A 19,592-nucleotide genomic window follows, 5' to 3' on the forward strand; every position below is an offset into this window, starting at 1 on the left:
AGTATGTTAACATGAAATAAAAGGATACTAATTTTCCTTTTTTAATATTGTCAAAACTATGAACCTGTATTATTAAATTAGGCCGTTCTCAGTACAAAAGAATTATATTGTCACCTCAAACTTTAATTTAGTATTGGAATAAAGAAATTTTGCTAAAACAATAATTATAAATTAGAAAATAATAAATTTAAATGTCTAGAGTTTCAAAATCATTGAAAAACGCAAAAGTTGGTGTCTTTTTCTTCATACTCTCCATCTTAGTTCAATTTTTCTCCAGGAAGATCTTTTTGGATAACTTAGGGGATTCTTTTATTGGGCTCGAAACAACTTTAAGAAGTATTTTAGGCTTTCTTAATTTAGCAGAATTAGGAATTGGAACGGCAATTGGTTTCACTTTATACAAACCAATATTTGATAAAAACTATAAAGAGATTAACAAAATAATTGCCTTACTTGGAGTACTTTACAAAAAAATAGGATATATCATATTTGGTGTAGGTTTTATTATATCACTTTTCTTTCCATTAATATTTTCTACTCAACCTTTTTCTTTATTACTCATATATTATGTCTTTTATTCCTTATTAATTTCTGTATTATTAAGCTACTTTGTTAATTATCATATTAGCTTATTAGGTGCTGATCAAAAAGGCTATATAGTTCAACAGTACTACCAAAGTTTTAATATCATACGAGTTATATTGCAAGTTGTTGTTGCACTTTATTTTAAAAATTTCTTTTTATACATTACATTAGAATTAGTTTTCAGTATTATTTACAGTATTGTTGTTAGGTATAAAATAAAGAAAGAATATCCATGGCTTATAATTAATTCATTAGAGAAAAAAGAGATTATAAAGGAATATCCAGAAGTAATTAAAAAAATTAAACAAGTATTTTTTCATAAAATAAGTGCTTTCGTTAAAAATGGCACAGATAATCTTCTTATTTTCTTTTTAATTAATGCCCAAAGCGTTGCGTTTTTCGGTAACTATCAACTTATTTTTATGAAACTTGGTGGTTTAGTGAAAATGGCATTTGCTGGTACAGGATCTGCAGTTGGTAATTTAATAGCAGAAAATGATGAAAAAAACATTAAAAAAGTTCTTTGGGAGCTAATTGCAATTCAGTTTTTTATTGCTGGTTTTTTTAGCATCATAATTTATCACGTTATTAATTCATTCATATTATTATGGCTAGAAAAAGATATATATATACTATCTAATACTATACTATTATTAATGATAGCTAATTTCTTTATGATTCAGATTAGCTCACCTATTGAGCGTTTCAAAAATGCTTATGGACTGTATTCTGATACTTGGGCAGCAATTACAGAAGCTCTTCTAAATTTAGCAATATCTCTTATTTTTGGTTATTTCTATGGTATAGTTGGTATAATGCTTGGAACCGTAATTAGTATGTTCCTACTTGTTGTATTATGGAAACCCTATTTTTTGTATAAGTATGGTTTCAAAAAAAGTATCTATTTATATTGGAAAGGATTGCTTCCAATAATCTTTGTATTTGTAATTACAGCATTAATAACGGATTTTTTAACTGAGTATTTAATATATGGTAATGATCACTTGACATTGTTTAAGTGGATTGCATACGCAACACAAGTAACAATTGTTGTTGCAATTGTATATGGTATTTTGCTTTTATTATTTGTACCAGGTTTCAGGATATTTTATTCAAGAATTAAATCACTTATTTTGACCAAATTCAATAAGTGACTATTTACTTTAAGGTAAATGACTAAAAAATCATTTAGGTCAGTTTTAATCTATACTAATTAAAGTAATAATGATACATTTAAAAGAATAATTTTGAACATTAACTTAAGTTATGACATATTTGCTTAAAGATTAAAAACTAAAATCTAATCTCAAATGCTACATAATAGCATTAATTTGAATTTGTTATTTACATAATTTAATTAGCTTTTTTATTATTAAAATTAAGATGGTAAAACTTATAAAACATATCATTCTTTTTTCACTCATATTAATATTTGTTGGTGAAATCGTTGTAAGAACAACTCATGCTGTATCAGATATACCGCAAAGAACAATTGATGAATTTGGTATTCAGAAATATATACCAAATCAAAATGGTTATTGGGTTGGAGGCGATCACCAATGGACAATCAATAAATTAGGATGGCCAGGAATTCTACCAAAAAGTTACGACAACTTAATTACCGTAATTGGCGATTCTTACATTGAGAATTTCATGAATCCAAATGACTGTCATCAGTCTGTATTACTTAAAGAATATTTACCTGAATTTAACTTTTTAGAAGCAGCTCGTTCCGGAGTATCTCTTATTGAAGCTATGGAGATCAGCAAGCAAACGGATGAAAAAGACCCTTTGATTACCTTAATCTATGTTAACGATAACGATTTTACAGAAAGTATTGAAAATATAAATAATCTAAATGATATAACACAAATTAATTTAGAAAGCGGAGAAATTGATTATGGTAAAATGAAGTCTCCGAAATTTAAGAAGATTCTTTACTCATGGAAATTGCTTTATTATTTTTATAACAGATATTCATCATCACTTACAAAAGGAGCAAAAAAACCTAAATTAATTAAACGAAAAAAAACTTTTAAAAAGAAATATGTTTCGGATTTATTAGATCATATTATTTCGAACTATTCAATGGAAAAAAAGGTTTTGGTATTTCATCCTAATACGAATCCAGAATTAATAAAATTGTGTAAAGAGTTAGAATTGAATATAATTGTTTTAGATTCTAACAATGACAAAACTTGGACTTTTGAATATGATACTCATTGGACTTGTTACGGTCACAAAAAAGTTAGTCAACAAGTCAGTACGCATCTACTAAACAATTACCTTTTAAATAAATAGGCTATTTTATTGATATGATTAAATCGAAAAAAGACTACCATAATTATTTGTCTAGAGATAAAATTGCTCTTGGAATAAACAATAATTCTAATTCTGAAAAAATAAAAAGACTCATATCACCAAATTATATTTGGATTTTTCAAAAAAGAATGCGGAAATTAGAATATTACACCAATTGTAGATCTAATTTATTGTCTAAAGTTTATACTTTATACTTAAAATACTTATATAAGAAAATTTCTTTGAAATTAGGTTTTTCAATTCCTATAAATATTTTTGGACCTGGTTTATCAATAGTACATTATGGAACTATTGTAATAAATAGTAGAGCTACAATTGGTAGTAATTGCAGAATGCACGCGTGTGTAAATATCGGTGCTTCAGGAGGTCAAATAGAGGCACCTATACTAGGAGATAATATTTACATTGCTCCTGGTGCCAAAATCTATGGTAATATTAAAATATGTAATAATACTGCAATTGGGGCAAATGCTGTTGTAAATAAAAGCTTTGAGGAAGAAAACACTTTTATAGCGGGTAATCCTGCTAAAAAAATTAAAGAAATTGATATCAAAAAAATTATTAAGCATATATAATTAGGCGATTATAGGTCAGTTAAAGTTTTTTTTTCGCCTTTTAAAGAGTAAGTTTGATATTTATGTACTTTTATCTCATATTTACCCCTGAATATGTGATACATATTTAAACCCAAATTAACCTATCATGCTACCTAATACTATTAGATTTTCAACAAATCTATCACATACAAACATTATATTCTTCGATAAATTAATTATTTATAAAGATTGTTCTTGCAATTTAGAATTAATATCTGCTTTAATCTTATCTAGTTTTATTCTACCTAATTATAGTTTGTGTTCTAAGCTTTTTCAAAATATTATTCTTTGACTATGAGCAATTCTTCTAAAATCAAAATTATTTTTTTACTACCTTCATTAGTTCCCGGTGGTGCAGAACGTGTTATGTCTTTTGTGTCTCAGTTTATTGATAAGAAGAAATTTCACCCAATACTATTAATTGCAGGTTATGAGAAAGACACTGCTTATGATGTTAGTAATATTGATGTAATATATTTAGATAAGTCACGCATTCTTACTGCGATACCGTCAATTATTAAACATATTTATAAAGTTAAACCTCAAATAGTTGTTAGTTCCATATCCCATGTAAATACAGCTATGTCTTTAATTGCACCATATTTTCGTAATACTAAATTTATAGGTAGGGAGGCCACAATTTTAAGTAAGCGGAAAAATGAAAAAAAAGCAAGAAAATGGTCACCAATTAATTTCATGTCTAATGGTTATAAGAATTTAGATATGGTTATTTGTCAATCTAAAGATATGGCTGATGACATGATAAGTAATTTTAATATTCCGATAAATAAAATTTCTATAATTAATAATCCAATATCAAATTTAGCTGATGTTAAGTACAATACAACGAATTCAAAAATTAGAAGATTTATAACCGTTGGAAGGCTTACCGAAGTCAAAGGGCATGAACGATTATTAGAAATCTTATCAAAAGTAGATTTTCCATTTATTTATACCATTATAGGAGATGGGTCTTTAAAAGAATCTATATTCAAAAAAATAGATGAACTGGGCTTAAGAGAGAATATTGAGCATATACCCTTTACAAATCGAGTAAATGATTATTTATCTCAAAATGATATATTTTTACAGGGTTCTTTTGTAGAAGGTTTTCCAAATGCTCTACTAGAAAGTTGTGTCGTTGGAACCCCAGTATTAGCCTTCAATGCACCTGGTGGAACAAAAGAAATAGTAACAAATAATGTGAATGGATTTTTAGTTGAGAATAAAGAGGAATTTTTAAATAAACTAAATAACTTTAATATATTCGACCCAATACAAGTTAGAAACAGTGTTTACAAAAAGTTCAATAAAGAAAAAATTATTAAGGATTATGAACAGTTATTCTTAGATATTCTTAAATAAATCATGGCCCCAAATCATAAAAAAAACATATCAATATTAAGTATATCTCTTGGCAGTGGTGGTGCTGAAAAAGTTATAAGCCTACTTTTAAAGGAACTTGTAAAAAACTACACTGTTAACTTGGTTCTATTTCATAATGTTTTACATTTTAATGTACCTAAAGAGGTTAATATTGTAATCTTGTCTAACCATTCACCAGATCGTCCTTTTTACGCAAAAGCAATTGATTCTGTAAAATACATTATTAAATATTACAGATTTATAAAAAGAAATAACATCGCTATTTCAGTATCATTTCTTGCATTTCCAAATCTTATTAACGGAATCGTTTCTACATTTAATAAAAATGTAAAGACTATTGTTAGTGAACGAGGATTTCCTTCAGATAACGTTACTAGCAAACTTTCATTTTACATTTCTAAAATCTTCTATCCTATTTTATATAACAGATGTGATAAGTTATTTTCAAATTCGCATCATATTAATAGTGATCTTAAAGATAACTTTGGTATTAAAATACCTATGGAAGTAATTTACAATCCTATTGAAATCCCAGAGAAAACTATAATTCCAAAAAGTCTCAATACTAATAATAATACTTTAAAATTAATAACAGCTGGTACACTGAATAAAAGGAAGAATCAAATTATGGTAATACGAGCCATAAAACACTCGGCACTAAATTTTAATTTTTCTATCCTAGGTGGAGGAGAATTAAATGATTATTTAGTAGATGAAATTTCAAAAGCTAAATTACAAGATCAAATAGCATTGAAGGGAAAAGTGAAAAATGTAAACGATTATCTTTTAGACAACCACTGTTTTGTCCTTTCTTCATTTACAGAGGGTTTTCCTAATGCAATGATAGAGGCTATGGCTATTGGGCTTCCTTGTGTTTCTACAAACTGTCTTTCTGGACCGCTTGAGTTGCTTAATGCTAATGAAAAAATAACCATTAAGGATGGTGAGTTTTTTATTGGCAAATACGGATTATTAGTTAATAACGATGATCATATTGGCCTAAGCAAAGCCTTAGATTATTTTCATAAGAATCCAGATCAACGAGAAAAGTTTAGTCAACTTAGCTTGCAGAGAGCTAAAGCGTATCATTTAGATACGATTTATACAAAGTTTAATAAATTTATAAAGAATTAACACTATAACAGATGTGTGGAATTAATGGCATTATAGCCAAGACCAATCGCAATAAAAATAATATAAATTCTATCCTCAACAATATGAATGATTTGATCATCCATAGAGGACCAGATGAAGATGGTGTGTTTTCAGAAGAAAATGAAAAGTTTTCTGTCGGAATGGCTATGAGACGTCTCTCTATTATTGATTTATCTAGCGGTAAACAACCAATTTTTTCTGATGATAAGCAAATTGTAATAGTCTTTAACGGCGAAATCTATAATTATAAAGTGCTTAAAGCAAAACTAGAGTCGGAAGGAGTATCTTTTAATACATCTAGTGACACGGAAGTGATTTTAAAAGCTTATGAAAAATACGGAGTTGAATCGTTTCAGTGGTTAGATGGAATGTATGGTTTTAGCATTTACGACAAAAGAATAAATAAATTATTTGTTGCACGCGATTTTTTTGGAGAGAAGCCTCTGTATTACGTGCACACTGATAAAGAGTTTATTTGGGCTTCTGAATTAAAATCTATTATAAAAACTATTGATTTTACTCCTAATATTTCAAAGAAAGGATTAAACTTATATTTTAGGCTAACCTACATTCCTGCTCCTCACACTATTTATGATGGTATTTTTAAATTAGAAGCAAATCATTACATGGTGTATGATTTTGAATCTCATAACACCACAATTCATAAAATAAACACAGAACCAAAACCAAAGACGGTAAATATCTCTTTTGATGATGCAAAAACTAAAACGAAAGAATTACTTTATAATAGTGTAGCCAGCAGATCTATTGCTGATGTTGGCTTAGGAACATTTTTATCTGGTGGTGTAGATTCATCAATAGTTTCACTTTGTTTGTCACAAGCAACAGATAAAAAGATTAATACATTCTCTATCGGATTTAAAAAAGCTTCATATGACGAGACTGATAAATCTAGAGTTGTGGCAGATATGATAGGCAGTAATCATCATGAGTTTATTATTGATGAAGATGATTTAAAGAATAACATCCATGAAATTCTTGTCAATTTTGATGAGCCATTCTCAGACACAGCATCTTTACCTACTCACCTACTCTCAGAAAAGACAAGAGAGCACGTCACTGTAGCTTTAACAGGAGATGGTGGTGATGAGATATTTGGTGGTTACAACAAATACTATATCGGCAAAATGAATAAAAAGTACACAAGCATTGTACCTAAGGGTTTGCATAAAACTATAGCCGGTTTGAGTAATAAATATCTCATTAACAAGGATGACACAAGAGGTCGTAAGTTTCAAATAAATAAGTTATTAAATGCCATTAATTATAACGGCGATTTTTATTGGGATATTATATCATTAGCTAATACTAGTAATCAATTAAAGGAAATAATTACATCCGACTATCAAGTAGACGATTTATTTCAAGAATATAAAGCTATTATTGGTAAGCAAAAAATTGAAAGTTTAACAGATTTTAGACACGTAGATAAAATTTGTAGCTTAGAAGGTGGTATGCTTGCAAAAGTAGATAGAACCAGTATGCTAACTTCATTAGAATGCCGAGCTCCTTTTTTAAACAAAGCGCTTTGGGAGTTTACCAATACGCTACCAGAAAACTATTTAATGAAAGGCTGGAATAAAAAGCACATTTTAAAAGAAGCCTTCAGAGATCAATTTCCTGAAGAATTTTTAGAAAAAAGCAAAAGTGGTTTTGGGTCACCAACAGGAGATTGGCTAAGACAAAGTTTACGCAAAGAATTAGAAAGCTACATTGAACCAGATCTTCTAAAAAAACAAGGGATCTTTAATATTGAGTTTATAACAAAATTAGTAAATGATCATTTAGATAGTAAAAAGGATAGTACTTTTAGAGTTTGGTCGTATTACTGTTTTCAAAAATGGTATAAATTTAATTTTCTAAAACAAAACTAAAAGTGGCAGAACAAAAAAAAATATTACTTATTGCATCTCATGCATCTTCATTAGTTAGGTTTAGAGGTGATTTTATATCTCATCTTATTTCCAATAATTTTAAAGTGTATACCGCTGCGCCAGATTACACTGAAAAAAACATAAAAGATTTAAAAGATAGAGGCGCTATTATTATAGAATTTAATTTACAACGAACAGGTTTAAATCCGATAAATGATTTTAAATCTATTTTAGAATTGAAGTCTATTATAAAAAATAATAATATTGACTTAGTTTTCCCTTATACCGTTAAGCCCGTTATTTATGGCTCAATGGCAGCAAATATGGCGAAAACACCTGTTATTTCTTTAATTACAGGGCTAGGTTTTGCGTTTACTGGTTTAACTGCAAAAGCACGCATTTTACAACGATTTAACGAAAATCTTTATAAACTATCAATTAGAAAAAATAAATATATCGTATTTCAAAATAAGGACGATTATCAATTGTTTTTAGATAGAAATGTTATATCAAAGAAGCAACCTGTTGCATTTGTAAGTGGTTCTGGTGTCAACCTAAAACAGTTTAAGTTTTTAGAAAAAAACCCAACAGATAAAGTACGCTTTCTTTTAGTTGCAAGACTTATAAAGGAAAAAGGTATTGACTTGTATTTAAAGGCTGCTCAAATCTTAAAAGAAAAGTATCCAAAAGTAGAGTTTCATCTTATTGGAGCTCCTGAAACTTCACCTACTGCCATCAGCCAAGAAGAACTTAAGGAGCTTCACGAAAAAAGTGTTATTGTTTTTCATGGACTACAAAGAAATATAGAAGAACACCTACATAAAAATGATGTTTTTGTTCTTCCAAGTTATTATAGAGAAGGCTTGCCGCGCACAACATTAGAAGCTTGTGCTTGCGGAAATCCAATTATCACAACCGATTCTGTTGGGTGCAGAGAATCTGTAGAAGAAGGTGTAAATGGTTTCTTAATAGAACCTCAGAAACTAGACCCATTAGTAGAGGCTATGGAATACTTTATAAAAAACCCAGAGAAGATTAATGAAATGGGAATAAATAGTCGTAAATATGCCGAAAAACGTTTTGATGTAAATATAATTAACCAAGACTTATTGAATCTTATATCTAATGTTATTTAATTAAAATCAACATTACACTCACCTCATAGTAGTACACATGAAAATTTATAAAAACATCTTTAAACGCATTTTTGATTTTTTAGCAGCTCTAATTGGTATAATTTTAGTTTTTCCACTACTTATGTTTTTAATTATAGTTTTAACTATATCTAATAATGGTAAGCCTTTTTTTTATCAACCACGAACTGGCAAAGACGGAAGCGTATTTACTATAATTAAGTTAAAGACCATGAATGATAAAACAGACAGTAATGGGGTATTATTAGCTGGTCATAAACGTATAACTAAAATTGGTAATTTTTGCAGAAAACATTCTTTAGACGAACTGCCTCAATTATTTAATATACTTAAAGGTAACATGAGTCTAATAGGACCTAGACCACTACTTCCAAAGTACTTACCACGTTATAACGAAGAACAAAAAAGGAGACATTTAGTCGTTCCTGGTATAACTGGGTGGGCACAAGTTAATGGAAGAAACGCTATCTCTTGGGAACAAAAATTTGAGTTAGACAATTATTACGTAGACAATCAATCATTTGCTTTAGATCTTAAAATCTTCTTTAAAACTATAGATAAGGTTATTTCTAGAAAAGATATTTATAGTACTAATGATTCTGATATGCCAGAATTTATGGGCACTGAATCCAAATAGTTAGTGCTTACCTCAAAACAACTCTTACATTTAACAACGAAATATTTGCTTTTTGTCGTCTTTATTTGGGCTATCTCATTTTATTGATGCATATTTAAACCGATTTTTAAATCGTGTCCCAAATCCCTCTAAGACATGAAATTGAATAGTAATATTACATTACTTAACAATTTTTGCTTATGAAACCTAAAATATGGATGTCATCGCCACACATGAGCGGTAACGAACAAAGTTTTGTCAATGAAGCTTTTGACACTAATTGGGTAGCCCCTTTAGGACCAAATGTCAATGGCTTTGAAACTGACTTACAATCTTATCTTAACGAAGACAGGCATGTCGCTGCATTAGCATCTGGCACTTCGGCTTTACATTTAAGTCTTATACTTTTAGACGTTAGCTATGGAGACGAAGTTATTTGCCAAAGTAAGACTTTTTCTGCTTCTGCTAATCCGATAGTATATCAGGGAGCAACACCAATCTTTGTTGATAGTGAAAAGGAAACCTGGAACATGTGTCCTGTGCAGCTAGAAATAGCAATAAAAGATAGAATAGCAAAAGGTAAAAAACCCAAAGCTATCATTTCTGTTCACCTTTATGGTATGCCTTATAAAGTAGATGAAATACACAAAGTTGCGAAGTCATTCGATATTCCAATAATTGAGGATAGCGCTGAGTCTTTAGGTAGTCATTACAAAGGTCAAAATTGTGGGACATTTGGAGATTTATCAATACTCTCATTTAACGGAAATAAAATTATAACGACTTCTGGTGGTGGCGCTTTAGTTACGAGAACAAAGTCGCACAAGGATAAGGCTGTATTTTTAGCAACTCAGGCTAGAGATAATGCACCACATTATCAACATTCACATATTGGCTATAACTATAGAATGTCTAATATAGTGGCAGGAATTGGAAGAGGGCAAATGACAATCTTAGATAGTCATGTTGCTAATCGTAGAGCTAATCATGAGCTTTATAAAAGTCATTTTGAAGCTGTAAAAGGTGTCGAGTTTTTAAAGGAGCCAGATGGGCACTTTTCTAACCGCTGGTTATCATGTATTATGTTAGACTCTATGAAAACAAGAGAGGAACTGCGATTTGCTTTTGAAAAAGAGAACATTGAATCGCGACCTTTATGGAAGCCAATGCATCAACAACCCATTTTTAAAGATGCGCCAAGCTATTTAAATGGTGTATCAGATGAATTATTTGAACGTGGCTTATGCTTACCTAGCGGATCAAATCTAACTAAAGACGAATTAGATAGAGTGATTTCTGTCATAAATATGTATTTTGCAGTATGTTAGTCAAATTTTTAAATAAAATTTCGCAACGCTATGCATCACAATGGCTCGTCTTATTATTTGATATATGTGTTATTATAGCGACCTTCTTTCTTGCGTATTTAATTAGATTTAATTTTAAGCTCGATTTTGAATTCTCTGTTTTATTAAAGCAGGTACCATATGTAGCAGTAGTAGCAGCAGTTAGTTTAGTCGCTGTAGGCTCCTATAAAGGCGTTGTAAGATTTACCGGATTTAAAGATATTTTAAATATCATAATAGGAACTAACATACTTGCCACGCTTCTTATTTGTTGCACCTTTTTAAGTAGAAAATTTATTGACGGAAATAGTATTTTTGATATTTCAGGATCTATAATTTATATTCATTTATTATTAAATATTCTCTTTCTTACAGGTGCTAAGTTATTTATAAAATCCTTGTACAATCAGGTTACTCAAGATATTAATACCACTTCTAATGTGCTTATTTTCGGAGCAGGCAACTCTGGCATGTTAACTTATGACGCCATACAAAATGATACAAAAAATGGTTTTAAAGTTGTTGGCTTTATAGATGACAATGAAGGTAAAATTGGAAAAAAAATTAATCTCGTAAAAGTTTTTAAGATTGATAAAATAGATAATAATTTTATCAAAAAACACGATGTAGAAGACGTCATAATTTCAATACAGAATATTGACCCATCAAGATTATTACAAATTACTGGAAGCTTATTTTCATTAGGCCTAAAAGTAAAGATTGTGCCACCTGTTCAAAATTGGATTGATGGAGATTTAAGTGTGGGCCAAATAAAAGAAGTCAAAATTGAAGATTTACTAGGAAGAGATCCTATAAACATTAAGAACCCAGATTTAGAAGACCAATATGATAATAAAGTGGTCTTAGTGACAGGTGCGGCAGGATCAATCGGTAGTGAAATCGCAAGAAAAGTTACCCTTTATAATTATAAGAAACTTATTTTAATTGATAATGCAGAGTCTGCATTATATGATATTCAGCAAGAATTTAGACAACTAGGTTTAACTAATATAGATGCTATTGTCGCCGATGTACGAAATAAGACTAGAATTGACCAAATTTTTAACACCTACAAACCAAAAATTGTATTTCATGCTGCAGCATATAAGCACGTCCCTTTAATGGAAAATAATCCTTTCGAAGCTGTGAGTGTAAATATTGGAGGAACTAAAAATGTTGCCGACATTGCTGTTAAACATAGTGTTGATAAATTTGTTCTAATCTCTACTGACAAAGCGGTTAACCCAACAAATGTTATGGGAGCTACCAAACGTATCGCCGAACTTTATGTTACTTGTTTAAAAGGAAAAGGACATACTAAATTTATCACAACAAGATTTGGAAATGTTCTAGGGTCTAATGGCTCAGTTATTCCGTTATTTAAAAAACAGATTGATAAAGGTGGACCTTTAACTGTTACACATAAAGATATTACGCGTTATTTTATGACAATTCCAGAAGCTTGTCAGCTAGTATTAGAAGCTGCCGCAATGGGTAATGGTGGTGAAATATTTGTATTTGATATGGGTGAACCAATTAAAATATTCAACTTAGCGACTAACATGATTATTCTGTCTGGACTTCGGTATCCTGAAGATATTGATATTAAGATAACGGGGTTACGTCCAGGTGAAAAAATCTACGAAGAACTATTAGCTGATGGAGAAAACACTAAGAAAACATATCACGAAAAAATAATGATCGCTAAGTCAAGGCATATAGATATTGACAGTACAGAAAATCAAATCAATACATTAACTTCTGTAAATTCCTTAACGCAACCGTTAGAAATAGTTTCTGCGATAAAGGCCTTAATACCAGAATATATATCTAATAACTCAACTTATGAGGTTTTAGATTCTCAAAAATAATTAACCATCACAAATAATAAAAATGAAAACGCGTAATTTAATAATACCAATATTAGCAATACTAATGTTAATGTCCTGTGGATCGAGAAAAAATCTTGTCTATTTTCAGGATGAACCCTTAGACGGAGGCGTTTTAATGTCAGAGCCAAAACAAATTATATATAAACCAGATGATTTACTTACAATTAATGTATCTGCTTTAGATCCCGATACAGTTAAACCGTTTAATCTCCCAGTTGTAGCTAATAATAGCGGTAGTGTAACAAGTGCACAAGGAGCTGTGCAGGTACAAACCTATTTAGTAGATTATAACGGAAACATCAACTTCCCTGTTTTAGGTAAATTAAAAGTTTCTGGGTTAAATAGAACTGAACTAACAGCTTTCTTAGTAGAACGCATTTCTGAATACGCATCAAACCCCATTGTAAATGTAAGATTAGCTAACTTTACAATTACTATTCTTGGAGAAGTGAGTAATCGTGGAACTTTTACTATTGAGGATGAAAGAATTACATTACTTGAAGCGTTAGGTTTAGCTGGTGATTTAACAATTTTCGGTAAAAGAAAAAATGTATTGCTTATAAGAGAAATAGATGGTAAAAAGAAATTTGCTAAAGTAGATTTAACAACAGTAAATGCTGTTAATTCCCCAGTATATTACTTACAACAAAATGATGTTATCTATGTTGAACCAAACAATGCTAGGATTCGTTCTTCTACGTATAACCAAAATAACGGAGTACTCATTTCTGCCATTGGAACTTTAACAACAATTATTGCAGTCTTTTTGGTAAAATAACCACTTGATTTTTAATTTTTCATGAAAAATAAAGCTAGTTCACCGACTAAAGATATTAAACAAGTATTAGAACTATTTCTTTCGTATTGGAAATGGATAATTCTATCTGTAATTGTTGCTTTACTTCTTGCGTTCACTTATTTGCGATATACGGCCTATACATACAAAGCCAATGCTACAATAAAAATACAAGATGAGCAACAATCTACAAAACTACCAAGCCTAGAGGGTTTAGGGAGTAATGGTTTGTTCGCTGGTGGAACGGATAAAATTAAAGATGAGATTAGGGTTATTCAATCACGAGGTATTGCAGAAAAAATAATAAAAACACTCAAACTCAATATACGCTATTATGCAGAAGGGAAAATAAAAGAACAAGAACTTTATAAAAACCCACCTGTTAGAGTTAATTTTTTCGCTAGCGATTCTGTTATAAATAAAGTAAAAGCAGCTTTATATATAAAAATTAAGTCATCTACAGAATTTTTATTATTCAAAGACAATCAAAAAACATTTTCAGAAAGAGATGATTCAGAAGGTAAACTCTATGCTTTTGGTGATAAAATTGACACAAGATATGGAGGGTTTGTTATTGTGCCAAATATTGGCGAAAATGCACCGGTTGTTGGTAGTAATCTTAAAATAGTAATCATACCTGTTTCTAATTTAGTTAATTACTACTCTAACAGTGTGGCAATCTCAACTGAAAAAGGCTCTAGTGTTATTAAGTTAGAGTTAAAAGAAACAGTTGCTCAAAAAGCGGTTGATTATTTAGATCAATTAATTTTAGAATATAATCGCGATGTGCTCTTTGACAAAGAAGAAGTAGTCAAGGTTACCTCAGATTTCATTAATAATAGATTAGAACAAGTATCAAGAGAGTTGAGTGATGTGGAGTCTAATGCAGAATTAATTCAAAAACAAAATAATCTTACGGCTCTTGACGCTCAAGCAAATATTAATATTCAAACTCGAAAGCAATTAGATCAACAAATTTCTAATACATCTACTAATATCCAAATGATTTCTTATTTGCAAGAAGAATTAGAAGATGAGACTAAAATTAGTGATATGTTACCCGCTAATGTAGGTATTGGAGATTCAAACACATCACAGATTATTAAAAGTCATAATGAGCTAGTAGCGCAACGAGATAGATTATTAAGAAGTTCGAGTAATAAAAATCCTGTAGTTATCCAACTTAATAATCAAATAAATGTTTTAAAAAATAATCTTGAAAGTTCGCTACAGAGTATCAAGAAAACATCTGAATTAACTTTAACAAATCTGAATACTGAAAGTAATAGAATTAGTGGTCAATTATACAGCGCACCGACAAAAGCAAGGAAGTTTAGAAGTATACAAAGACAACAAGATATAAAAGAATCACTTTATCTATATTTATTAGAAAAGCGAGAAGAATCTGCAATAAGATTTGGCATGTATACTCCAAATGCAAAAGTAATTGATAATGCGCATTCATCATACAAACCGATCGCTCCAAACGTTATAATTACTTATTTAGCGGCTTTAATTCTAGGATTATTATTACCAATAGGCTTTGTATATTTAATTGACTTATTAGACACAAAACTTTACTCAAAAAATGATCTTGTTGAGGTTCTCAACGTCCCTTACTTAGGAGATATACCAAAGTCGTCAAAGAAAGAAAAGTTAGTTAAAAAGACGGATTATACTCCTAAAGCAGAGGCCTTCAGGATTGTAAGATCCAACATTGATTTTAGCCTTAAAAATATTAAAGGTAAAGCTAAAAAGATATTTATCACTTCTACAAAAGCACAAGAAGGTAAATCTCATACTAGCACAAACTTAGCGACATCAATTTCGTATTCAAGTAAATCTGTTCTTTTAATAGAAATGGACATTAGGGTTCCAAAAATATTAGACTATTTAGGATTTAAGGACACACCAGAAAAAGGCTTGTCAGATTATATTGCTGATAAAACGCTCAAGCCCAATGATGTGATTTTTAAACATAAAGAAAATAAATATTTAGATATTATTCCTTCCGGTACAATACCTCCGAATCCTTCAGAATTATTAATGAGCGATCGGGTTACTGAACTTTTTGATTATTTTGAAAACAAATATGATTATATTATTGCTGATACATCCGCTGTTGGCTTGGTTAGTGATACATTATTAATATCACACTTTGCAGATATATTTGTTTATGTAGTAAGTGCAAATAATGTAGATAAGCGAAAACTAGTGCATGTTGCACAAACATTATATGACGAGAAAAGGTTGCCAAATATGACTATGCTATTAAATGGTGTAAAATCTAAGACTGGTGGATACGGTTATGGTTATGGTTATGGTACTGATCCTGCAAACAAGAAAAAATGGTTTCAGTTTTGGAAATAAATCCATTTGAAAATATATTATAAAAAAAAGCCTCATTCTAATAGTTGAGGCTTTTCTTTTATATTTTACGGCGTTTCCGTTCAGACTTCAGTAAGACTAATTCTCTATTAGTCTGCCCGGCAACAGAAGTGTTCTCTTCTGCCCTTCTTATTAAATAAGGCATAACATCTTTAACAGGTCCAAAAGGAATATATTTTGCAACATTATAACCTTGTGCAGCTAGATTAAAGCTAATATGATCACTCATGCCGTATAACTGCCCAAACCACACATTATTATCTTGCTTATCAATCTTTTTTTCTTCCATTAAATCCATAGCCAAATAACAGCTATGCTCATTGTGGGTTCCTATAAAAACAGATATATCGTTTAGGTTTTCTAAGATATAAACAAGGGTTTCATTAAAATTAGCGTCGGTAGCAGCCTTGTTTTCGCAAATTGGCGAAGTATATTCTCTTTCTTCTGCTCTAAGGCGCTCTTTTTCCATGTAAGCGCCTCTTACAATCTTCATTCCTATTTTAAAATCTTCTGCTTTACCTCTTTCATGCAAATCTTTAAGATACTCCAAGCGATCCCATCTGTAACATTGTAATGTATTATAAACTATGGTTTTTTCTCTATTATACTTGCGCATCATTGATTCAACTAAATCATCAGCAGCATCTTGCATCCAACTTTCCTCACCATCAATTAATACTTCTACATCTTTTGATTCAGCTAGACTGCAGACGGCATCAAATCGAGATACAATTCTATTCCACTCGTCATTCTCATCTGCAGTTAACTTTATACCTTCTGTCTTCTTTTGATATAATGCAAAACGACCAAAACCCGTAGGTTTAAATACAACTATGGGCATAGCCTCTTTTTCATCACAAAAATTAATGATCTTTAAAATTTTTTCTAACGCATTATCAAATTGATTTTCCACTTCCTTCCCTTCTACCGAATAATCTAAAACAGAGCTTACAGACTTTGTAAAAAGTTTATCAATAACCGGTAAACAATCGTCTTCGCTAACTCCACCACAAAAATGGTCAAAAACAGTTGACCGAATTAATCCTTCTACTGGTAAGTTTGCTTTTAAAGCAAAGTTAGTGGCGGCAGTTCCTATTCGCACCAATGGTTGAGAAGAAATCATCTTAAACAAAAAATAAGCACGTTCTAATTCAGAATCTGATTTTAAACTAAATGCGGTGCTCGTATTTTCAAAAAGTGAACGATTTATCATAATATCATCTGTATACTGCAAATATATTTAATCTGCTTGGTATTATTTTCTAAAAAAACTAAGTATTTTCACATCATTAATTTTAGGACTTTTTTCATATGAAATCCATCGTTACCAAAAATGCCATAGTTCACTTTAATTCTGAAGTTTATGTAGAATTAAACAACTATGTAAAGACATCAAATCCTTCAATAATATTTGTACTCGTCGATACCAATACGCACGAATATTGTTTACCTAATTTCCTCGCACAATTAGAGTCTGGAGATATCGTAGTAGAAGTTATGGAAATGCCAGAAGGCGAAGACCATAAAACTATCGATATATGCACAGGTGTATGGGAAGCATTGTCAGATTATAATGCAGATAGAAAAAGTCTTCTTATTAATTTGGGAGGTGGTGTTGTAACAGATTTAGGTGGTTTCGTTGCTAGCACTTACATGAGAGGCATAGATTATATAAATGTACCTACATCCTTGTTAGCGATGGTAGATGCTTCAGTTGGTGGTAAAACTGGTGTGGACTTAGGTCATTTAAAAAACCAAATAGGAATTATTAGCGAAGGTAGTATGGTACTAATAGATACTTCATTTCTAAGTACATTACCTCAAAATCAAATGGTGTCAGGTTATGCTGAAATGCTGAAACATGGATTAATTTACAATAAAGGCTATTGGGATACGCTTACTAATTTACAAGACCTAGATATTTCTCATTTAGATCAATTAATATACGATTCTGTTATTATAAAAAACAAAGTGGTTAGTGAAGATCCTACAGAACAGGGCTTACGTAAGATTTTAAATTTTGGTCATACCCTCGGCCATGCCATTGAAAGTTATTTTCTAGGTAATGCAGACAAAACCCCTTTATTGCATGGCGAGGCTATTGCAATAGGTATGATTTTAGAAGCCTACATTTCTACCAAGATTTGCAGTTTGGCGCCTAAGGAATTTTTAGATATTAAAAATAGTATTTTAAAAACCTTCTCTAAGGCTTTAATCACTGAAAGAGATATCGAAATTATTATAGGTCTATTAAAGCACGATAAGAAAAATAGTTATGGCAAGGTTAGATTTGTTCTTTTAGAAGCTATCGGTCAGCCTAAAATAAACTGTGAAGTAGATAATACAATCATTCTTGAAGCTTTTAAAGATTACATAGGTTAGAAATACCTCTCTTTTATTATTTGATTATGATGGTTCTCATGACCTGTAATTATATAACCTATGGCTCTTACTGATACTGGTGAGCCACTAGCCATACCTATATGTCTTAATACATCGTCTTCATAACTCTTAAAAAGTGAAATTGTAGCGAGTCTAACAGATTTGTATTCTTCAATTAAACTTTCTAAAGATCTTTTTTCCGCATAACAATTAGCAACATAGTCATCTTGTTCAAAACCTGCTATTGCGGTCGTATCTTTCCTTCCAATTCTTAAAGCACGATAAGAAAATATGCGTTCTGTATCAATAATATGTAATAAAATATCTTTTATTGTCCATTTGCCAGCCTCATAGGCATAGCTATGCTTTTCATTAGGAAGGTTAGAATAAAAATTCACTACAGTATCTAAATTCTGCTTTAAACCCTTTACAATATCTACATCAGTTGCTTTATCAATATAAACTGCATAGTAAGGATTAAATTCTCCTGTATTTAAAGTATTTGAAAGCATGTAATTAAAGTTTTAAATAAAAAGACCCTCAGCTAAACACTAAGGGCCATAATCGCTATTTATAGTATTAGTTTATAACTCATTAAAGATGGTATGCATCAATCGCTTTTTATCGTTGATACTTTCCTCTAATGAAATCATAGTTTCTGTTCGGTAAACTCCCTCAATATCATCTAACATAAAGATAATCTCTTTTGCGTGCATGGTATCGTTAGCTCTAATTTTACAAAAGATATTAAATTTACCCGTCGTAATATGGGCCACTGTCACATAAGGAATATTATTAATGCGCTCTAAGACAAATTTAGTCTGAGAGGTATTCTGTAAAAACACACCTACATACGCTATAAATGAATATCCTAATTTCTTATAATCTAATGTTAATGATGATCCTTTAATAATACCTGCTTCTTCCATTTTCTTTACACGCACATGCACTGTACCTGCGGAAATTAATAACTTTTTAGCAATATCCGTAAAAGGAATACGGGTATTATCTATAAGCATATCTAAGATTTGGTGGTCAACTTCGTCTAATTTAAATTTTGCCATAATTGTTGAATTCTT

16 protein-coding genes are annotated in these 19,592 nt (G+C 30.4%); 13 read left to right on the plus strand and 3 right to left on the minus strand.

The genetic code is table 11. The annotated features are described in order from the left end of the window. The first annotated feature begins 287 nt into the window (after positions 1-287). The 12 genes from ACFWU4_RS13435 to ACFWU4_RS13490 all read left to right on the plus strand — a co-directional run bounded on the left by ACFWU4_RS13435 (position 288) and on the right by ACFWU4_RS13490 (position 16,113). Positions 288-1,739: a hypothetical protein gene (locus ACFWU4_RS13435; protein ID WP_411128732.1), complete on the plus strand. Its 1,452-nt coding sequence runs from the start codon at positions 288-290 to the stop codon at positions 1,737-1,739. A gap of 229 nt (positions 1,740-1,968) precedes the next feature. Further along, a complete protein-coding gene (locus tag ACFWU4_RS13440; protein ID WP_411128734.1) occupies positions 1,969-2,886 on the plus strand; it encodes a hypothetical protein in 918 nt (305 codons plus the stop codon). Positions 2,887-2,900: 14 nt separating this feature from the next. Beyond that, positions 2,901-3,482 (plus strand): serine O-acetyltransferase, encoded by a 582-nt coding sequence (locus ACFWU4_RS13445; protein WP_411128736.1) that lies wholly within the window; start codon positions 2,901-2,903, stop codon positions 3,480-3,482. Positions 3,483-3,797: 315 nt separating this feature from the next. After that, positions 3,798-4,868: a glycosyltransferase gene (locus ACFWU4_RS13450; protein WP_411128738.1), complete on the plus strand. Its 1,071-nt coding sequence runs from the start codon at positions 3,798-3,800 to the stop codon at positions 4,866-4,868. 3 nt (positions 4,869-4,871) lie between these two features. Continuing rightward, on the plus strand, positions 4,872-6,023 hold the full coding sequence (locus ACFWU4_RS13455; protein WP_411128740.1) for a glycosyltransferase: 1,152 nt from the start codon (positions 4,872-4,874) through the stop codon (positions 6,021-6,023). A gap of 11 nt (positions 6,024-6,034) precedes the next feature. After that, on the plus strand, positions 6,035-7,939 hold the full coding sequence (gene asnB, locus ACFWU4_RS13460) for an asparagine synthase (glutamine-hydrolyzing) (protein WP_411128742.1): 1,905 nt from the start codon (positions 6,035-6,037) through the stop codon (positions 7,937-7,939). Between the two features lie 2 nt (positions 7,940-7,941). Then, positions 7,942-9,075, plus strand: coding sequence for a glycosyltransferase family 4 protein (locus ACFWU4_RS13465; RefSeq protein WP_411128744.1), 1,134 nt, complete (start codon positions 7,942-7,944; stop codon positions 9,073-9,075). Positions 9,076-9,118: 43 nt separating this feature from the next. Beyond that, a complete protein-coding gene (locus tag ACFWU4_RS13470; protein ID WP_411128928.1) occupies positions 9,119-9,730 on the plus strand; it encodes a sugar transferase in 612 nt (203 codons plus the stop codon). Positions 9,731-9,909: 179 nt separating this feature from the next. Next, positions 9,910-11,037 carry a DegT/DnrJ/EryC1/StrS family aminotransferase gene (locus ACFWU4_RS13475; protein WP_411128746.1) on the plus strand — a complete coding sequence of 376 codons (1,128 nt, stop codon included), beginning with the start codon at positions 9,910-9,912 and terminating at the stop codon, positions 11,035-11,037. Continuing rightward, complete coding sequence (locus ACFWU4_RS13480; protein ID WP_411128748.1) at positions 11,031-12,926, plus strand: polysaccharide biosynthesis protein; 1,896 nt, start codon at positions 11,031-11,033, stop codon at positions 12,924-12,926. Before ACFWU4_RS13475 ends, ACFWU4_RS13480 begins: the two co-directional genes overlap by 7 nt. A 22-nt stretch (positions 12,927-12,948) precedes the next feature. Next, entirely contained in the window at positions 12,949-13,725 is a 777-nt protein-coding gene (locus tag ACFWU4_RS13485) for a polysaccharide biosynthesis/export family protein (RefSeq protein ID WP_411128750.1), read from the plus strand. A gap of 21 nt (positions 13,726-13,746) precedes the next feature. Beyond that, entirely contained in the window at positions 13,747-16,113 is a 2,367-nt protein-coding gene (locus ACFWU4_RS13490; protein WP_411128752.1) for a GumC family protein, read from the plus strand. A gap of 58 nt (positions 16,114-16,171) precedes the next feature. Here the strand turns inward: ACFWU4_RS13490 and ACFWU4_RS13495 are convergent, their stop codons facing one another. Next, a complete protein-coding gene (locus tag ACFWU4_RS13495; protein WP_411128754.1) occupies positions 16,172-17,344 on the minus strand; it encodes a proline dehydrogenase family protein in 1,173 nt (390 codons plus the stop codon). 98 nt (positions 17,345-17,442) lie between these two features. On the opposite strand from ACFWU4_RS13495, the gene aroB reads away from it, so the two are divergent. Then, a complete protein-coding gene (gene aroB / locus ACFWU4_RS13500; protein ID WP_411128756.1) occupies positions 17,443-18,513 on the plus strand; it encodes a 3-dehydroquinate synthase in 1,071 nt (356 codons plus the stop codon). Here the strand turns inward: aroB and ACFWU4_RS13505 are convergent. Both ACFWU4_RS13505 and ACFWU4_RS13510 read right to left on the minus strand, forming a co-directional pair. Further along, a complete protein-coding gene (locus ACFWU4_RS13505) occupies positions 18,510-19,025 on the minus strand; it encodes a DinB family protein (RefSeq protein WP_411128758.1) in 516 nt (171 codons plus the stop codon). The two genes, aroB and ACFWU4_RS13505, sit on opposite strands and share 4 nt — an antisense overlap. A gap of 72 nt (positions 19,026-19,097) precedes the next feature. After that, positions 19,098-19,577 carry an Lrp/AsnC family transcriptional regulator gene (locus tag ACFWU4_RS13510; RefSeq protein WP_411128760.1) on the minus strand — a complete coding sequence of 160 codons (480 nt, stop codon included), beginning with the start codon at positions 19,575-19,577 and terminating at the stop codon, positions 19,098-19,100. Between the last annotated feature and the right edge of the window lie 15 nt (positions 19,578-19,592).

The organism is Winogradskyella sp. PE311, assembly GCF_046545555.1.
Taxonomy (GTDB): domain Bacteria; phylum Bacteroidota; class Bacteroidia; order Flavobacteriales; family Flavobacteriaceae; genus Winogradskyella.